The sequence below is a fragment of the Paenibacillus aestuarii genome (assembly GCF_027789125.1).
GTDB classification, from domain to species: Bacteria; Bacillota; Bacilli; order Paenibacillales; family NBRC-103111; genus Paenibacillus_E; species Paenibacillus_E aestuarii.
Window position 1 is genome coordinate 1 of sequence record NZ_JAQFVF010000026.1, and the last position, 18841, is coordinate 18841.

The window sequence follows — 18841 nt, forward strand, 5'->3', positions numbered from 1 at the left end:
ACACTAGAGAACGTTAAGATGCTGGCGGAGATTGAGGGGCAATACCTAATATCGGATATAATGACCTCGCTAGGTGGTATGATGCGCTATTCGATGGAATGGAAGCGGGACCACGTGATGCTCAAGGATGAGATTCAGCAGGTCCTGCATTATGTATCCGTCATGAACATCCGTTATGATGGAAGACTTGATCTCCGATTGTCGGTTGAACCGGAATGCCTCAAGCAGGAATCGCTCAAAATGTCATTGCAGCCCATTGTCGAGAATGCAATCAAGCATGGGATGAGCCGCATGCATTCCAGCGACGGAAATCTTGTCATTACGATCTCTGCCGTCCGGCGTGTTGAAGATTGTGTCATAGAGATATCTGACAACGGCTGTGGCATACCGGAAGCGAAGCTGGTTTTATTGAATCGAATGCTCCGAATGGAAGAGTCCGCTTACCAGGATGCCCGGCAATTATTCGTTCGCAAGAAAAACCACGACAGCAATGGAATCGGTATGCGTAATGTGGACCAACGCCTAGTGATGAGTTATGGAACCGAATATGGGATTCAGATCGAGAGTCAGGAAGGAAGCTATACACGTATAATCATGACTTTGCCGTATCGGGTCATGGGAGGGGGATTAGACAACTATGATTAGCTTGTTGATCGTAGACGACGAGAAGATCATTCGGAGGGGCTTGCAATCGTTGATTGAGAGGCAGTTTCCTAATCTGTTCAACTACCGATTTGCCGAGAATGGACAAGAGGCGCTGGAGCTGCTTCGTCAGGAGTCTGTAGATATTATGTTCACAGATATCCGCATGCCCATTATGAATGGGATCGAACTGCTCGAGCAGCTGCAAGACCATCCGGTTAAACCCGAGGTTGTATTGCTCTCTGGCTATAATGAGTTCGAATATGCACGGAAAGCAATTCGCTATGCTGTGAAGGAGTATCTTGTGAAGCCTGTGATGCGGGAGGAGTTGTTTGCCGTCCTGGAGCGATTAATACAGGACATAAGGATGAGAGAAGAGCGAGCAGATAAGGCGGGCGAAGAGGCCAGCCTAATTGCTGCCGATCTAGTTATCCGGCATTTGACTCAGAAGGATGCGGGTGATGCGATAACGCAGAACAAGCTGAAGCTGGCCGGGTTTAGCTGGTTGGATGCAGGATATACGCTGGGCTTGCTTTCGCGACGCGGAGGAAGATCACTGCCTGCGGATGCTGCTTCTTTCAGGAATCAGATCGCTGAGCTGTTACAAGGGCATGTGGATTGGATGCTCACGCGTGATGGAGAAGGCGGAACGATTATGATCGCGCGAAATCCGGTTATGATCTACCAGTTGGCGGAACGGTGGAGGCTGAGTGTATATGATTCGCAGCTTCGGATCGCGATCAGCGAGTCTGTTCAAGGGATGGAGCAGCTAAGGTGGGCACACTGTCAAGCGAAGGAAGCCTTGAAATACAGTATTGTACTTCCAGAACTCGATGTGCTGGACTACACCAGCATAAGTGAGCGCAATGAGCGGCATGTCGTTCCTGTTGAGTTGATTCATCGATTATCGAATTTGATGGGAATGGGACGCGAGAAGGAAATGAAGCAGCTTCTCGATCAAATTCTAGATGCTCGTATCATTAGCTGTTGTGAAATCGGCTACCTGGAGCGGATCAGCCAGCTGTTTAATGAAGAGCTGTTCGATAAGGTGTTCCACATCTACGGAAATAGAGGGCTAGACCAATTAAGGCCGTACGCTAGTGTTGGACATATCGGCAATTTCGATCGATTTGAACATTATTATGCAGCTGTCGAGCAGCTTCTCAAACGTCTGGATCAGTTCATCCAAGATCAGAGAGAGCAGGCACCTACGGATGAAAATACGATGCAAAAAGTTCTCGCCTACTTGCAGACGCATTATGCCGACAATTTGAACATGGCGGTCGTATCTAACCATTTCTCACTCAATTACTCATATTTCAGCCAAGCTTTCCATGAATATAGCGGTGAGAGTTTCTCGAATTATGTTCGCCGGTTACGGCTGGACAAGGCGAAGGAGCTGCTGGTGCACTCCGATTTGAAAGTCTACGAAATCAGTGATCAGGTTGGATTTGAAAATGTGAAGCATTTTACGAGATTATTCAAGGATACCGAAGGCATTACAGCGCTGGAATACCGGCGCCAGCGAAGGCTATTTGGAATCCATGTATGAGCTAAGATGATACTGCGCATTGCAGGATCTTCAAATCATTCGATTGCACGCAATCACCTATTGAAATATTGTTCCAGGTGGGAGGAGGAGTTTGTTAACACAGGCGATGCGTGTAATGCGACAAGGCTTACTAGTCACGCTTTTTGTCATCAAACTCCAAGCTTTGAAATATGTCAGATCTGTTTAGTTTTCGTCATTTCTAGAAGATAATGAACAAAGGCTTGAACAGATGGGGTATGGAACTGGCGCTTGAGATAGATCATTTTGATCTCTCGCGTAGGTGTGGGTTCCACAAGACGAATCATCCTCATACCTTGACAAGAAAAGCTTTCGATCAAAGAAACAGGTAAAATAGCAGCACCCATTTTATGTAAGACCATGGAAAGAAGTATGATCGTTGAGGTAGACTCGAATTGCAGTGTATGGGTGAACTTATTACCGAACGTATGAATATGTCTGAAGATTTGTAAGTCTTTAGCCAATAAAACACCATCTAAATCTTCTAGTTCCCGTAAAGAAATAACCTTTCTGTCTGCCCATGGGTGATCCTTATTAACGACCAAAGCTAATTCTTCATGGTATAAATGCATCATTTGAATATCTATGTGCGGTTCGGGCTCATCCGTAATACCAATATGAATGTTCTCATCCAGTAATTGTTTAGATGCATCCTCTGTCCCCAAAAACTTTAAGATGATATCCGGGTACTTATCGTGGAATTTCGCTAAACTGGGCAATAAATGAATGAAGTTGTTAGGCGAGATGCCTATCAAAAGTTTATTGGTCCGAGCGTGACGCAGCTCATGCGTTTCTTTTTTCGATTCTTCAATTAGTCCCATTACGGAAAGGGCTTTTTCATAAAGAATTTTCCCGGCAGGTGTAACTTTTATCCCTCTACCAAACCGCTCGAACAATGGGGTACCAACCTCAGTCTCCAAGTAGCGGATCTGCTGACTTAATGTTGGCTGAGAAACCAATAATACTTCCGCAGCTTTCGTAAAGCTGCCGTCTTTACAAATTTGAATGAAGCACTCTAATTGCCTGAACACTTATGTTTACACCTCTCCTCGCTCATCGTTTTCCTGTATTCACCCATACATTTATCCAGTCTCAGCAATCCTTACAAATTGGTTCATATCTTGAATGAATGCACGTGTTGTTGCTCTCATCGTCGCAGAGTTGAGATGCACAAGGGATATATCCCAAGTAGGAACCTGGCCTTCGATCCTTATAATACGCAAGGAATCATCATTTAAACTTCTGATCAAAGAGTTCGGTAGAAGAGCTGCTCCATGTCCTTGACGAACCCAATGAATCAATAGTGAGGCTGAGGTCGTTTCGATCATCGACTCCAAAGTAAAGCCACAAGAGAGACCATACATGTCAATTAATGATTTGTATTGTCCTAGAAACGTGATCGAATTCATCTGCTTCAAAGCTCGAAAAGGAATAGATACTTTATCTGCCATAGGATGACTGGTGTGAAGCAATAGTGCCATTTCTTGCCTATATAGATGTGTTGGAACTACTAAATGATTAGATATAGGATTCGAGGTAATGCCAATGTCAACCCTATGCTCTTGAAGGTGAAGTTCTACATCCTCCGCCTCGATAATTTTTAACTGCGTATTTGGATACTTTTGGTGAAATCTTAGGAAAGTAGGAGCTAGATATTCCATTTCGGAAGGGCAACAACTAATGGTAAGTGTTTCTCTCGTTATATGGTTCTGACCGCATATCTTATTTCGGGCTTCCTCAAGAAGTTTCATAATGGAATTCCCCTTATTCAAGAGAATTCTTCCTGCTTCCGTCAACTCCACTCCCCTACCAACCCGGTTGAACAATAGAGTGTTATACTCGTCTTCCAATACTCGAATTTGCTGACTTAACGTAGGCTGGGTAACCCCTAATTGTTCTTTGGCTTTCGTAAGACTTCCTGATTTGCATATTTGAATAAAATATTCAAGCTGGCGCAATTCCATCATATATCCCCTTCCGATTCGGATGATCATTTGTAGTAGCTGCAAAGATGTTCAAACAAAAAAGCGGTTCTCATTGTGAGTGAAGCATAGGGGTGTTTATCTTAGTGCTTCCCGTAATAGGTGGTCACCCGCTCATGGTGATGAGCGTGATCAGGGTGATTGCTGGTCTTTGTAAACATTATAAGAGGTAACCTGTCATGCAATATATCCGCTAGATTTCAGGTGATGGTTGCTAAATTTTGGGTTGGTGCGTTAGGGACACTATGTGAACAACATATAACCCCGTATATAATAATACGGGGCTGTTAGCACACCAAGGCTCACCGTAACGGAAATGATGCCCTCCGATGTGGCAAGCCGAGGGGTTGCGACTATGCGCAATCGATCGGCAAGCGCCTCACATTCAACTTTGCTGCAGCTCTTTCGTGCAATAAGAATTCCTCCCCGTCTTTCAACAAATCCTCCTATAATGCAAGCTTGAATTTTTCAATCATTAGCATTCTACCAACATATTTTTCCATACTAAGTATGATTTCTTCTACTTCATTTAAGTATGTTTGATCACCGAACATTTTATAGAGAAGCATATAGTCATTGTATTCATCCAGCCATTCGTTTATTTGGAATGGTGTCACTTTTCATCTACATCCTTTCCTTGACGTAATTTATCAATTACCAATGAATTAGTGATGATACGGCATGGCTTCGCTTGTAAGGAAATGACCATATGCCAGAAACTGTGTAGTATACGCCGCCAATGAATAGCGGAATAGAAAAAGGACAGTCGATATATGTTAATCGGACTGTCCTTATGCACTTTAAAGCGTTTATCCTCCGTGTCCGCCAAACATCGCTTGTGCATAAACAATGCCAGCACCGTAAGCGCCACTATGCTGCATAGCAACCGCCAATACCGGATCATAGGTTTCTTGACGAGCCCAGTCGCGTTGGTACTCTAGCAGAACGGATAGCCAAGTAACCGGGATGGCTCCTGCCTGTATCATGCGTTGAATGGACATGTTATGTGCATCTGTTGTCGTCCCGCCGGAAGCATCCGTTACAATGTAGACTTCATAACCATCTTTAAGGGCTGAAATGACAGGGAAAGCAAGGCAAACCTCTGTCCAAAGCGCTGCCATAATGAGCTTCTTACGGCCTGTTTGTTTCACAGCCTCGACGAAGTTCTCGTCTTCCCAAGAATTCATGGATGTACGGTCAATCGGCTTTATCTCAGGAAATACTTCCTGAATATGCGGATGAATTGGACCTGAAAACGACTCAGCGGCAACCGTTGTAAGAATAATGGGTGCATGGAATACTTTGGCTGCTTTTGCAAGTCCAACCGTATTGTTAATGATGGATTGGCGATCAGCGCTTTGCACACCGAACAGCATTTGAGGCTGATGGTCAATGAGAATAATTGCTGAATTGTCAGCCGTAAGTAAATCTGTCTTACTGTTAAACATACAAAAATCCCTGCCTTCTATATTTATAGTTACAGCAAATCCAAATAGTTTGAAACCTGCTGTTTGTAATCAATTTATTGAAATGCAAGCGTGCTAACAATACTTAGATTTCTATATAACCCATAGAGAAAATCTATACAGACCAAATATATGATATGAATAAGAAATTCAATGGCCGTCAAATAAATGCAACCCGGCTTTCATATAATCGATTCCTATGGCTGTTATAGAGAATGTCATATTGATAGAAAGAAACGTGAACTTATATATTGATTTATGAAAAAACAATTTAACCCAAAAGGAGAAAATCACCATGAAAAAAATGCTTAACAGCCGTACAGTGACAACACTAGCTCTTCTAACAGGCGTCGTTGCGTCAACCACTTTTGGTTCCATGCTTGTAGCAAAAGCAGATACGCCGCAAGCAAGCGGAGCGAAAGACGCTATCCATGCAAAGGCAGTTCCGTCCCCAAGATTGCTGACGCCGACGAACCATACGCTGCTGATGATCGACCACCAGCCGCAAATGGCTTTTGGCACATCCTCGATCGATATTCAAGCGCTGCGCAACAATGTAACTGGTCTTGCCAAAGCAGCCAAGGCGTTCAATGTTCCGACCGTTCTGACAACAGTAGCTTCGAAATCGTTCAGCGGACCGATTTTCCCGGAAATTCAAGCGGTATTCCCGGATCAGGAGCCGATCGACCGCACAACGATGAATGCATGGGAAGATCAACGAGTCGTAGATAAAGTGAACAGCTATGGCAATAAAAAGCTCGTCGTTTCAGGTCTGTGGACAGAAGTTTGCGATCTGTCAGCCGTTCTTTCCGCTATCGATCAAGGGTATGAAGTGTATATCGTAACCGATACTTCCGGCGGTGTATCGCCAGAAGCACACAAAATGGCGATTGAGCGCATGATTCAAGCCGGTGCTACGCCGATCACTTGGGAACAGTACTTGCTGGAGCTGCAGCGCGACTGGGCGCGTTCCGAGACTTATAAAGCTACGACGGACATTGCAAAAGAACACGGCGGCGCATACGGATTGGGCATTATCTATTCACAAGCCATGTTTGGCGGTCACGAAGGGCAGTAATCGAGAGCATGTGAAGAATTCACGGAGCAAGATGCTGCTTCGTGAATTTTTCATCAGCTGTTGTACTGTCGATGGTTTCATCCGTCGCATACGGCAAAACATCGGCTGATTTTGCGGATCTGAAGGATTTGGACATTCCCCGGCATTGATATTGCCGCCACGCAGCAGTCGGATCAATCTGGGAATGGAGCCCTTAATCACCATCATCACGAAATAAAATAAGGTTTAATGTATAACTGATTCCTATGGCTCATATAGAGAAAGCCTTATTGATAGAAAGAATCGTGATTTATAGACTTATATACGGAAGCTATTTGCATGAACAATCGTTAAAGAACATCCGATTGACGGGATTAAAGGAGGGAAATTCGTATGTGGGGCTCCATGTTGCTCGCATTAGCTACAGGCATTGTCATTGGCGTTGTTTTTCAATCGCTTAAGATTCCCTCTCCGGCGCCGCCCTTTTTAGGATTGCTTGGGCTCCTGGGTATGTTTTTAGGACAACGGTTGATACCTTGGATACAACTTTGGCTAAGCCGCAAATAACACAATAAATTTCAAAGGAGAGATTTCATTCATGGCTGAGAGAACGACGATTGTTGAAGCAGACCTAGTCATTCATAATGCTCTAATCGTGACGATGGACGACGCTAATCCAACAGCCACAGCAGTTGCAGTAAATGACGGCCATTTCCTGGCCGTGGGGGACGATGCCGAAATCATGAAATATGTAGGGCCTTCCACGCAAGTTGTAAACGCCAATAAACGCATGTTAATTCCAGGTTTGAACGATTCTCACATTCATCTCATTCGAGGCGGTCTCAATTATAATCTTGAGCTTCGATGGGACGGCGTGCCTTCTGTAGCGGATGCTTTGCGCATGCTGAAAAAGCAGGTGGATCGTACGCCAGCGCCTCACTGGGTCCGTGTTGTTGGCGGCTGGACAGAGTTCCAATTCGTGGAACGCCGGATGCCGACTTTGGATGAAATCAATCGGATTGCTCCGGAAACACCGGTATTTATCCTCAATCTTTACCGTCAGGCCTTCTTGAATAAAGCAGCCCTGCGTGTTATCGGATATACGAAGGATACGCCGAATCCGCCAGGCGGAGAAATTCAAAGGGATAGCAACGGGAATCCGACAGGAATGCTCATCGCTAGACCTAATGCTACTATTTTGTATGCGACCTTGGCAAAAGGACCGAAGCTTTCATACGAGGATCAATTGAACTCAACCCGATTGTTCATGAGGGAACTCAATCGATTCGGCGTCACAAGCGTTATTGACGCAGGAGGGGGCTTTCAGAACTATCCCGATGATTATCAGGTTTTTGATGAGCTTGATAAACGCGGGGAAATTACGGTTCGCACGGCGTATAACTTATTCACCCAGCATTCCAAAAATGAATTGAGTGATTTTAAAACATGGACCGCTGCGACGCAGCCGTACACGGGAAGCTCCTACTATCGTCATAATGGTGCCGGAGAAATGCTTGTTTACAGCGCAGCGGACTTCGAAGATTTTATTGAGCCCCGTCCGGAGCTTCCCGCCGTATTGGAAACTGAGCTATTCGACGTCACCAGACATCTCGTAGAGCAACGTTGGCCATTCCGTCTTCATGCTACTTATGGGGAATCCATCACGCGATTTCTCGATGTATTTGAGCGCGTGAATAAAGAGGTTCCCTTCAAAGACTTGCGCTGGATTCTGGACCATGCCGAAACGATTCGGGAGAAGGATCTGGAGCGTGTCGTTGCATTAGGCGGTTCGATCGCGGTTCAAAGCAGAATGGCCTTCCAAGGGGAATATTTCGTCGAAAGATATGGGGCCGAAGCAGCAGAGAATGCTCCACCGATCAGCAAGATGATTAAATCCGGATTACGTGTTGGCGTAGGGACAGATGCAACCAGAGTGGCCAGCTATAATCCTTGGGTAGCTTTATACTGGCTGGTGACGGGTAAGACACTTGGCGGGCTAAGTTTATATCCTGCTTCCAATCGTGTAGAGAGGCATGAAGCGCTTCGAATGTACACATCAGGAAATGCATGGTTTTCCAAGGAAGAAGATGTGAAAGGGCAAATCAAAGCGGATCAATATGCCGATTTTTCGATTCTATCCGATAACTTCTTTCGTGTCTCCGAAGAAGCTATTAAAAAAATTGAATCTGTCTTCACTGTAGTAGGGGGCAAGATTGTTTACGGTACCCATGAATTTCACCATTTGTCGCCGCCGGCTCCAAAAGCGAGTCCAGACTGGTCTCCGCATAACTTCTTTGGAGGTTACTACAAGGATACAAATTACGGAGGCGGTGGGGCAGGCGTTCAAGTGCATAATCAGGTGCACCATCATCATGGATGCAACCATCATCACGGAAGCGGCTTTTGTGACCTGGATTGCTTCGTCTTTTAGGTGTGTTTTACCAAAATATCCATAGGAGTGATATCGTCATGTCTGAAGTTACGATCAAAGTAAACGATAATGGACCATTGCGAATTACGGGCAAAGTAGAAATGGTAGATGCGGTGGGAAACCGTTTTGAGACCAAGGAAAGTTTTATTCTTTGCCGGTGCGGTTTATCCGGTCAAAAACCGTTCTGCGACTTGACTCACAAAGGCAAGTTTGAAAGCGCGCCTCGAGTTTAGTTTATGAGTTCAATGCCTCTAATCAGGCTATATTCGAAAGGAGCTCTTTCATGACACAAAAACTGACGGAAGTTCTTAATACTCAGATCGCTAACTGGAGTTTGTTATTCACCAAACTTCATAACTATCACTGGTATGTGAAAGGACCGCAGTTCTTCACTTTGCATTTGAAGTTTGAAGAGCTTTATACGGAGGCTGCGCTTCATGTGGACAATCTTGCCGAGAGGCTGCTGGCATTAGGCGGTAGTCCGGTAGCGACATTTCATGAAATTATCGAAAAAGCTACAGTGCAGGATGCGGCAGGCAATGAGAATGCAAATGAGATGGTCCGCATACTTGTAGCTGACTTTGGGATGATTGTGGGTGAGCTTAAAGAGGGCATGAGTATTGCCGACCGTGAAGGTGATGAGACAACGGGAGATATGCTTCTCGCTATTCATAGCTCTCTGGAAAAGCATGTATGGATGCTTAAATCATTCTTAGGCTAATTGAAATGCACGTATCAGATCCATTGTCTGACTCACCAAACCCAATTCGAAAGGAAGTATGAAACATGTCTAAATTAACAGTCGGAACAGAAAACGGACAACCCATTGAATTGTATTTTGAAGATCTTGGTGCAGGTAAACCTGTCATTCTGATCCATGGTTGGCCGCTCAGCGGACGCTCGTGGGAAAATCAGGTTCCAGCGCTCATTGAAGCGGGCTACCGTGTAATTACATATGACCGGCGTGGGTTCGGACAATCCTCCCAACCGTGGAACGGCTACGACTATGATACGTTCGTGGCGGATCTCCATAAGCTGATTGAACAGCTCGACCTTAACGATGTAACACTGGTCGGATTCTCGATGGGCGGCGGAGAGGTTGCCCGATACGTTGGTACATATGGAACAAGCCGTGTTAAAAAGGCCGTATTGGCAGCTGCAGTTCCTCCATTTTTATACAAATCCACAGAGCATCCGGAAGGAGGTCTGGATGAAGCGACCATTCGAGGCTTCCAAGACGGGCTAAAAAAAGACCGGATTGCCTTCCTTGACGGCTTCACCCATAATTTCTTTAAAGCAGGGGACAGAACTGACCTCGTCAGCGAATCCTGCCGTTTGCACAACCTTGAAATCGCTTCTTTCGCTTCTCCCAAAGGGACGCTGGATTGTGTTGCTGCTTTCGGCCGGACCGACTTCCGAGGCGATTTGGCTAAATTCGATATCCCGTTGCTTGTTATCCATGGTGATTCTGATGCGACTGTTGCGCTTGAAGTAAGCGGTAAGCTCTCCCATGAAGCGGTAAAGGGCAGTGAGCTTGTTGTCATTAAAGGTGGACCGCATGGCGTAAATGCGACTCACCCCGATCAATTCAATAAAGCTTTAATTGACTTCTTGAATAACTAATTATATAAAGAGAATAGCATTCATGTTTGGCTAAAAAAATGAAAGGTAAAGTCAAGGCCTGGAAAAGAGAGCTTAATATGTTGCTTTTTTCAAGGTCTTTTCTTTACCACAATGGGAGGATATCATGGGTAAAATTGCAATTTTCGGGTTCGGCCGAATCGGTCGGCAGTTACTTAGAGTAGCACTACAGGAGAAGCTCTTTGTGCCCTTTTCAATCTCTGACATCAAAGATGAGTCTACGCTTGCGGCGCTTTACGAGGTGGATACCAACTATAAGCGTTGGCATGAAGAGGTTTCCAGTCGAGAAGGAGCTATCATCATCGGTGACCGAGAAATCCGATATCTGAATTCGTCCAGTGAAGTGCCGAATTGGGATAAACTGGGTGTTGAGCTGGTGATTGACTGTACGGGACGCGCTGTAACCAGGTCTGTTGCACAATTGCATTTGGATCGCGGCGCTAAGCGTGTGCTTGTCAGCGGACCAAGTAAAAGTCTCGAAGACTGCGACGCTGTTTTGCTTAAAGGAATTAATCTCAGCAGCTTCGATCCGGAAAAGCATAAAATTATCAGTATGGCGAGCTGTACAACCAATGCATTGGCACCGGTAGTAAAATTAGTTAGAGAAAATTACGGCATTCAATACGGCTTGTTCTCAACGGTTCATTCATATACCAATACACAATCATTAACAGATCAGCCTATGAAGGATCGGCGGGATTCTTGGGCGGCAGCTGAAAATATCATTCCATCATCTTCGGGAGCAGCTAAGGCGCTCAAGTTTATTTGGAATGATCTCCAAATTACTGGAAAGGCGTATCGAATCCCAACTCGCACAGGCAGCATTGCGGAGCTTAATCTTATAACAGAGAAATCATGTTCCGTTCAGGAGATCAATAACATGTTCCGTCATGCAGCTAAAGAAGGCGAGCTGAAGGGAGTTCTAAATGTGCTGGAGGGTGAATGGGCCTCTTCCCGTATTGTAGGGGATCCGCATTCATCGATTATAGACCTGCCATTGACGCAAGTGCAGGGTGGGCTTTTATCCGTAGCCGCTTGGTATGATAATGAATGGGGTTATGCTTCCCGGCTAGCTGAGGTTGCTGCTTTTCTTGTTGCAAAATAAATAAAAACAATTAAGCGGCCTTAGTCCAGTATTCTTTTGGACTGAGGTCGTTTGGCTTATAATCGTTCCTAAGCATGAAAAAGCTCCCCTTAAAGTGGCTGGTTTTATGATTTCGCCTGACTACCGTATGGGGAGCATTTCCGTGTACATCAATGAGCTATGCGTTCGATCCCGAATTATTTCACGGAGTTCGCGTAGGTCCCCATGTTTTCAGATTTTCACAAACGATTATTACAGGGAAATATCATGCTTATGATGATTTTGAACGTCCACTTCTTTTACGTTAGTAAAAACATTGACAGCAAAAATCAAGATACCGGTTCCGGCTACTGCCTCACCGATACGCTTGAACGTTGTCACCCATTCAGGAGAGTAGCCATGGGCCATTAAGGTGAGGGTAATAAGCATGATGGGCAGGCCGATGCCTTGCAACCAGAAGTGCCACTTAGCTAAAGGAGATTCTGCTGCTTTGGGAAACCGAAGATACGTAAATCCGCAAAGAGCCAATGTTGCCCACCCGAAAAGATTTGCATGAGCGTGTACGCTCGTCAATGCAAAGTTTAGAGTTGTACCCATGTAAATACCGATGCAAATACCGACTAAAATATAAACCACTGCCATTTTTAAAAAGCGTACTCCCATATAATTTCTCCCTTGTTAATGGTATGAAGAACAATTCATCCGGCCGGGAATGATTCTGCTACTTAAACTTCTTTCAATTGAAAGTTTATTCGACTCCATCTTATAAGCTCTAACAAGTAACTATCAATACGATTCTAACTATAGATCTATAGATTTTGCTTATATGAGCTGCTCCCTCGAAGGTATAGGTTAATGTAATACGTGATATAGAAATAATAGAATTGTTCATGAATCATATTTTCAATATGATAGGACATGAGCAAGGAAAGATCATACAAGGAGTGTTGCTAAATGGTCATGCAAACGGAAGGGATTCATCATATAACAGCATTTGTAAAAGATGCGCAAAAAAATGTCGACTTTTATGCAGGGGTACTTGGACTGAGACTTGTAAAAAAAACAATTAACTTCGACGCTCCGGAAGTTTACCATTTGTATTTTGGCAATGAAGCAGGCAGTCCAGGTACAATCATCACCTTCTTTCCATATGAATATGGTCGTAAAGGGCAAATTGGCGGAGGACAGGTCGGTATCATAACATATATCGTTCCTTTAGGTGCACTCGATTTTTGGAAACTGCGTCTGGAAAGTTTCGGTGTTCCGTATTCCTTAAAGACGAGGTTTGACGAGAATTACTTAACATTCTCAGATCAGGATGGTATACAGCTAGAGATTGTAGAGCGTAAGGATGGAGAGTTGAGTCAGTGGTCGTTCGGCGGCGTTTCAATAGAAAAAGCGATCAAAGGTTTTGGCGGTGCTGTCCTGTATAGTACGGCTCCCGAAAAAACGATGGACGTACTAGAGCAGGTCTTGGGTCTTCAAAAGGTTGAACAAGATGAGGACTTTGTTCGCTTTAAAACGAAAGGGAATATTGGCAATATGATAGATGTAAACATTGCGCCAATGGAGTGGGGCATCAGCGGTGCCGGTACCGTTCATCATATTGCATGGCGCGCGGAGGATAATGAGGATCATGCTTCATGGAGAGCGCATGTAGAGCAACATGGCTTTCATCCTACACCAATTATCGACCGCCAATATTTCCATGCGATATACTTTCGTGAAGCAGGTGGCATCCTGTTTGAAATCGCCACGGATCCGCCCGGCTTTGCAGTTGATGAACAGCCAGATGTATTAGGCGAAAAATTGATGCTTCCTGAATGGTTCGAGGCTAACCGCACAGATATCGAAAAAGGGCTAAAACCTATCCAGGTACGTTTTCCCATTCTGCCGTTGGGGTCCAGTGGTGACCGGTGAGCATTTTGCGAATAATGAATGGTGCTGAACAGAGGAACAGTATGATCTCAGTATTATAAGTTTTATAAGGCAAAGCGATAGGTGGGCTAGGGCTTGGAGGAGCAGCTGCGGTGGCAGCTGCTTTTTTAGTTATTCAGGAACTTAGATGCTCGAATCAGTCGATGACCTGAATGCTTATGGGCACTTTGAATATTTGGGGTGTTGTAGATGAGCACATCGTGTATAATTGTTATCGTCAAGATGGGTAAAGTTCTATTTGAAAATTTCGAATGGTGGTAGCTGAGCTCGACATATGAAGGGGATAAAAATGAACCAAGAAGAAATCAAGCAACGTATCAAAGATTACCAGCAAGCAGATGGAGTGCATCCTCTTACTTGCGGAAACAACAGCAAACACGAGAAATTATACCCTAAAGTTCTAGAACAAGGGTTGGTACTTCTTTGCCCTAACTGCAATTACACGCAGACGTACATCCCTGATCTATTTTTGGATAAAGGTTTTTATGAGTGGCTGCGGGGCATAAAGAGCTTGATTTAGCGATAGAGTCTCCCCGCACCGCGATGAGCGGGCCCTTCTAGCCCACCAATAGGAGCGGTAATTTTCGACTCCCGTGAAATACTCTCCTGAGGACGGAACGTACCAACCCTCGCGAAATACACCGATGGTGTGGTTCTTGAGGGCTTTTTGTTTCGAATCGAGGATCTTTTGAGCAGTAGTCCTTTTGTTACTTTCCGTCATACATATTTTTCCTCGTATTGGGAAGGATTTTATATGATCATGTTTTTCACTTAAGAAAAAAGGACTAGATTTGGATGAAATTAGAACTTACTGCAACAGAAATGGGGAAACTCTGGGCGACTTATATGGGAAACGCAATGGGAAAATGTGTGCTGAGTTATTATCTGAAGCATGTAGATAATCCCGATATTAAGGTCGCTCTAGAATATGCTTGGAATGTATGCAATAAATATATCCTAAAAATTGAACATTTCTTTGATCAAGCAGATTTTCCAAGACCTGTTGGTTTTACCGATAGTGACGTGAACTTGAGAGCACCTCGTCTATTTCTTGATGAGTTTTACCTTCATTATTTGATGTATTCGAGCAAAGCAGGACTGAGTCTCTATACGGTGGCTATTCCATTAGTTACAAATAAAGACATTCGGGATTTTTACATCAAATGCGTGAATGATACAATGAAAATGCTGTCAGTGGTTGCGGTGATATTAGAATCTAAAAATGAGCTTATGAATTCGCCTGTTATTCAGCCCCCCGAAAAAGTTGATTTTGTACATAGTCAAAAGTTTTTAGGCTCTTTTTTTGAAAAAACTAGGCCTCTGCATGGATTGGAAATTGCGCATATTTTCGGAAATATTAATAACGATATCACGAGCAAAGCACTTATTATTGGATTTGCTCAAGTAGCAGATGACAAAAAGGTAAGAAAGTTTCTAGAGCGAGGAAAGGATATCAATCATAACCATATCGAATTGTTAACAGAAAAGTTGTCTAAAGAAGGTTTGCCCGCCCCGACTCTGAAAGATCATTTGGTAACTACTTCCACGATCTCACCATTTTCTGATAAACTCATGCTTTTTCACAAAATTGACATGTTTAATGTGAAAATTAGGGAATATGCCAATGGCATTTCGCTAAACGGTAGAAAAGATATCGGTGCTTTATTTATGAAATGCCAAACGGAAGTCATGTTATATCTGGAAGATGGCGCAAATATCATGATTGACAATGGATGGTTGGAACAACCACCAGAAGCTGTTGACCGTAATTTCTTAAAGAAATAAGGATATCACAAGGAAGCCGCTTCATATAGAGTGGCTTCTTATTTGGAAAAACTTGCAGATCATTTTTTTCGAATCACGCTGTATCCCACAAACACGAATGAGGGGCAGTTGAACATTGTGCATACCCCTTGGGCATTCATGCTCAAAGGGTATTTTTACTTAAAATAGTAAAAAAATAACAATATAAAATCTGAACTTTTTTGGTAAAGCGAAGTCTTTTTAGTCATAACGTTGTTAACTTCGTGGAGGTACATGTGGTACATTTCATACAAGGATTGCTGGATCAGTATGGTTATTATGTGTTGGGGATTGCGCTCATGCTTGAACTTCTCGCACTTCCCTTACCGGGGGAAGTTCTGATGACCTATTCTGGGCTTATGATCTACCAGGGGCATTTGAACTGGGTCGTAAGTATACTTACGGCCGGCTGTGGCGCCTCGCTTGGAATGACCTTGTCCTATTGGATTGGGTTTAAATTAGGAAAACCTTTCTTTGAGAAGCATGGCGCCAAGATCCATTTTGGTCCGGATAAGCTGCAGAAGACATCGGGCTGGTTCGAACGTTATGGGAATAAGCTCTTAATTATTGCTTATTTCATACCAGGCATCCGACATTTCACAGGCTATTTTTCCGGCGTTACGCGTATGCCGCTTCGAACCTATATGCTTTATGCATATCCAGGCGCTTTCATATGGACAGGCACGTTTATTTCACTAGGCAAAATTCTGGGTCCCAAATGGGAGCAATTTCATCATACGATAACCAAATATTTGTTGATTGCAGGTGTGATTGCCGCGCTAATGTTCATCATCGTTTATGTATTCAAAAGATACAGAGAACAAATCTACAGTTCAACCGCAAAGGGATTAAGTGCAGGCGTGGCGACTTTTCATTCTTTAGGAAGGGTTCGATTTTTGCTGCTTGCCTCATTTTGTGTGTTCCTTACTTTGTTTATTTTGATGGCAGGATTGATTGAAGATTTTGTGGGCAATGAGTTCGCTGATTTCGACGAAGTCACAACGTTTATCGTTCTGGTTTTGTTTGAGGAAAGCTGGTGGAGTACGTGGATGAATCGTTTCGCAGATTTGGCCTCGCTTTCGGTACTTTTGACGATAGCCGCTTTAACGATCGTATGGATCTTACTCAAATCGAAAGATCGTCTGCTCGAGATTGGATTTATGCTGTTCGTTTTGATCGGCGGTGAAGTGTGGGACGAAGGGTTGAGAAGGCTTTTTCATCGCACGGGACCTCAGAACGTAGTGGGGACATTCCCAAGTGAACAAACGTTAATCACGATCATTTTCCTGGGGTTTGCGATGTTTCTGTTTGTACGGCATTTGCATGTGACATGGGTGCGAACAGGAGCTGTTATCTTTGTCCTTGCGGTCTCCTTGCTCGTGGGGCTAAGCCGAATTTATTTCAACATCCAGTATCCGAGCGATGTCGTGGCCGGTTACGTGTTCGGCGGGGTTTGGCTGAGTTTGAATGTCATTTTGTTAGAAATATTTCGGCTTATTCAACGCGACAAGATGAACTTTTCGACTTCATCTTAGATCAAGCGAACGTACATGAAAATAAACATTTTGAATAATTACCGGATTCAACGCTACTAGCGAAAAGAATCTAAAGGAATGGGCAAGGACTTAGGTCATTCAGAGAAATCTGACTGTCCTTTTTTTGCGACATTCACTCATATTGATATAAACATACAAATTACATCGGGATTATGTGTGAAATAGGTTCTTATAATCGCAGTAAATACACTCTATTAGTTATGCTAATCATCTATGAACCACAACTTTATTCCAATATGGACTAAAGTGAGTTATAATTAGCCCATAAATAGAAATGGTAAAAGGAGGGTGATTATCATGAACGGAGCTTCATGGAAACAGTTATGGAACATCTTTTGGGCCTTTTTCAAAATTGGGCCTACCACATTCGGTGGCGGTTACGCTATGATTCCGGTTCTGGAAAGAGAGGTTGTGCAAAAACGGCAGTGGGTAAATGGCAATGAGATGTCCGATGTGCTATCTATTGCAGGTTCGGCGCCTGGAGGGATCGGTGTCAATGCATCAGCGTTTATCGGATATCGATTGGCCGGGGTGCCCGGCGCTTCGGTAGCAAAAGCTTTTATTGGACTTCTGATCACCGGCGGTGTTATTTTAGGAGTTATGAAGTACAAAATGCATCCGATGGCAGTCATTCTAGTATCAGGCTTATTAGGTATCGTGTTTTTTAATTAAGTTCAAATTGAGAAGGAGAGACCTCATTATGACTGATTCGAAAGAAAAACCGTCTTGCTGCTCCGTATCAAGAAATCAACTTACCTTCACGCCATTTGAAAAGCAAGAGCAGCTCGCCCCTAAGACAGAGCAGCTTGCCAAGCAGGATATGATATATGTGCAGGGCGGGGAATTCCTTATGGGCACCGATGATCAGGAGGGCTTTCCTTCAGATGGGGAAGGACCGGTGCGTTCTGTAAGCGTAGCCCCGTTTTATATAGATCCGTGTGCAGTGACCAATCTCCAATTCAAAGAGTTTGTAGAAGCAACAGGCTATGTAACGGAAGCGGAGAATTTTGGGTGGTCGTTCGTGTTCCACCTGTTTGTCCCTGAAACCGGTGTCAAGATCCTGGGCTCCACCCAGCAAACGCCGTGGTGGCTTGCGGTTGAAGGGGCTAGCTGGTGTGCTCCTGAAGGGGCGGGATCAGGGATTGAAGATAGACTTGATCATCCGGCCATTCATATTTCTTGGAATGATGCGTTGGCCTACTGCGAGTGGGCGGGCAAACGCTTGCCTACAGAAGCGGAGTGGGAGTTTGCCGCTAGGGGAGGCTTGGTCCAAAAGAGGTATCCTTGGGGGGATGAGCTCAAACCGGAAGGCAAACATATGTGCAATATATGGCAGGGGAAATTCCCTCAAAAGAACAACGCGAGTGACGGTTTTATTGGGACTGCGCCCGTGAAGTCCTTTGAACCGAATGGGTACGGATTGTATCAAATGTCAGGAAATGTTTGGGAGTGGTGCTCGGATTGGTTTCATCCGACCTTCCATGTGAACGGTCCAAGGGTAAATCCTGTAGGTCCCCAAAGCGGGACAAGCCGTGTGATGCGTGGTGGCTCCTATTTGTGCCACAAATCCTATTGCAATCGATACCGCATTGCTGCGCGCAGCAAAAATACACCAGACAGCTCGGCGGGAAATATGGGATTCCGCTGTGCGGCTGATGCTTAGAAGGATGG

The 18841-nt window shown here is 44.4% G+C and carries 19 protein-coding genes and 1 pseudogene; 15 read left to right on the forward strand and 5 right to left on the reverse strand.

The window, feature by feature from the left end:
* On the forward strand, positions 1–645 hold a 645-nt coding region (locus O9139_RS11425), incomplete at its 5' end, for a sensor histidine kinase (protein WP_270879605.1).
* On the forward strand, positions 638–2194 hold the full coding sequence (locus tag O9139_RS11430) for a response regulator (protein WP_270879606.1): 1557 nt from the start codon (positions 638–640) through the stop codon (positions 2192–2194). The genes O9139_RS11425 and O9139_RS11430, both read left to right, overlap by 8 nt.
* Positions 2195–2367: 173 nt before the next feature.
* Here O9139_RS11430 and O9139_RS11435 read toward each other — a convergent pair whose 3' ends face one another.
* From O9139_RS11435 to O9139_RS11450, 4 genes are all read right to left on the reverse strand, one after another.
* Complete coding sequence (locus O9139_RS11435) at positions 2368–3243, reverse strand: LysR family transcriptional regulator (protein WP_270879607.1); 876 nt, start codon at positions 3241–3243, stop codon at positions 2368–2370.
* A gap of 51 nt (positions 3244–3294) precedes the next feature.
* Positions 3295–4179: a LysR family transcriptional regulator gene (locus O9139_RS11440; RefSeq protein WP_270879608.1), complete on the reverse strand. Its 885-nt coding sequence runs from the start codon at positions 4177–4179 to the stop codon at positions 3295–3297.
* A gap of 461 nt (positions 4180–4640) precedes the next feature.
* Entirely contained in the window at positions 4641–4811 is a 171-nt protein-coding gene (locus tag O9139_RS11445) for a hypothetical protein (protein ID WP_270879609.1), read from the reverse strand.
* Positions 4812–5003: 192 nt separating this feature from the next.
* Positions 5004–5642: a hydrolase gene (locus O9139_RS11450; RefSeq protein WP_270879610.1), complete on the reverse strand. Its 639-nt coding sequence runs from the start codon at positions 5640–5642 to the stop codon at positions 5004–5006.
* Between the two features lie 505 nt (positions 5643–6147).
* On the opposite strand from O9139_RS11450, the gene O9139_RS11455 reads away from it, so the two are divergent.
* The 7 genes from O9139_RS11455 (at position 6148) to O9139_RS11485 (ending at position 11894) form a co-directional block, all read left to right on the forward strand.
* Positions 6148–6738: a hydrolase gene (locus O9139_RS11455; RefSeq protein WP_270879808.1), complete on the forward strand. Its 591-nt coding sequence runs from the start codon at positions 6148–6150 to the stop codon at positions 6736–6738.
* 384 nt (positions 6739–7122) lie between these two features.
* The gene (locus O9139_RS11460; RefSeq protein ID WP_377525053.1) at positions 7123–7284 is read left to right on the forward strand and encodes a DUF1427 family protein; all 162 of its coding nucleotides are present in this window, start codon (positions 7123–7125) and stop codon (positions 7282–7284) included.
* A gap of 31 nt (positions 7285–7315) precedes the next feature.
* Positions 7316–9148 carry an amidohydrolase gene (locus O9139_RS11465; RefSeq protein ID WP_270879612.1) on the forward strand — a complete coding sequence of 611 codons (1833 nt, stop codon included), beginning with the start codon at positions 7316–7318 and terminating at the stop codon, positions 9146–9148.
* 38 nt (positions 9149–9186) lie between these two features.
* Positions 9187–9381 (forward strand): CDGSH iron-sulfur domain-containing protein, encoded by a 195-nt coding sequence (locus O9139_RS11470; RefSeq protein ID WP_270879613.1) that lies wholly within the window; start codon positions 9187–9189, stop codon positions 9379–9381.
* Between the two features lie 50 nt (positions 9382–9431).
* Complete coding sequence (locus tag O9139_RS11475; protein ID WP_270879614.1) at positions 9432–9869, forward strand: Dps family protein; 438 nt, start codon at positions 9432–9434, stop codon at positions 9867–9869.
* A 65-nt stretch (positions 9870–9934) separates the two neighbouring features.
* Positions 9935–10771, forward strand: a complete 837-nt coding sequence (locus O9139_RS11480) for an alpha/beta fold hydrolase (protein ID WP_270879615.1) — start codon at positions 9935–9937, stop codon at positions 10769–10771.
* A gap of 124 nt (positions 10772–10895) precedes the next feature.
* Positions 10896–11894: a type I glyceraldehyde-3-phosphate dehydrogenase gene (locus tag O9139_RS11485; protein ID WP_270879616.1), complete on the forward strand. Its 999-nt coding sequence runs from the start codon at positions 10896–10898 to the stop codon at positions 11892–11894.
* 231 nt (positions 11895–12125) lie between these two features.
* Here the strand turns inward: O9139_RS11485 and O9139_RS11490 are convergent, their stop codons facing one another.
* Positions 12126–12536 carry a heme-copper oxidase family protein gene (locus tag O9139_RS11490; RefSeq protein ID WP_270879617.1) on the reverse strand — a complete coding sequence of 137 codons (411 nt, stop codon included), beginning with the start codon at positions 12534–12536 and terminating at the stop codon, positions 12126–12128.
* 291 nt (positions 12537–12827) lie between these two features.
* Between O9139_RS11490 and O9139_RS11495 the strand changes: the two genes are divergently transcribed.
* From O9139_RS11495 to O9139_RS11520, 6 genes and pseudogenes are all read left to right on the forward strand, one after another.
* Positions 12828–13793, forward strand: coding sequence for a ring-cleaving dioxygenase (locus O9139_RS11495; protein ID WP_270879618.1), 966 nt, complete (start codon positions 12828–12830; stop codon positions 13791–13793).
* Between the two features lie 307 nt (positions 13794–14100).
* Positions 14101–14331: a hypothetical protein gene (locus O9139_RS11500; protein WP_270879619.1), complete on the forward strand. Its 231-nt coding sequence runs from the start codon at positions 14101–14103 to the stop codon at positions 14329–14331.
* A gap of 275 nt (positions 14332–14606) precedes the next feature.
* Positions 14607–15596, forward strand: coding sequence for a DUF3231 family protein (locus O9139_RS11505; protein ID WP_270879620.1), 990 nt, complete (start codon positions 14607–14609; stop codon positions 15594–15596).
* A 254-nt stretch (positions 15597–15850) separates the two neighbouring features.
* On the forward strand, positions 15851–17149 hold the full coding sequence (locus tag O9139_RS11510; protein ID WP_270879621.1) for a VTT domain-containing protein: 1299 nt from the start codon (positions 15851–15853) through the stop codon (positions 17147–17149).
* A 318-nt stretch (positions 17150–17467) separates the two neighbouring features.
* Positions 17468–17722: pseudogene (locus O9139_RS11515) on the forward strand (chromate transporter); the annotation flags it as partial.
* Between the two features lie 148 nt (positions 17723–17870).
* On the forward strand, positions 17871–18833 hold the full coding sequence (locus tag O9139_RS11520) for a formylglycine-generating enzyme family protein (protein WP_270879622.1): 963 nt from the start codon (positions 17871–17873) through the stop codon (positions 18831–18833).
* Positions 18834–18841: the final 8 nt, after the last annotated feature.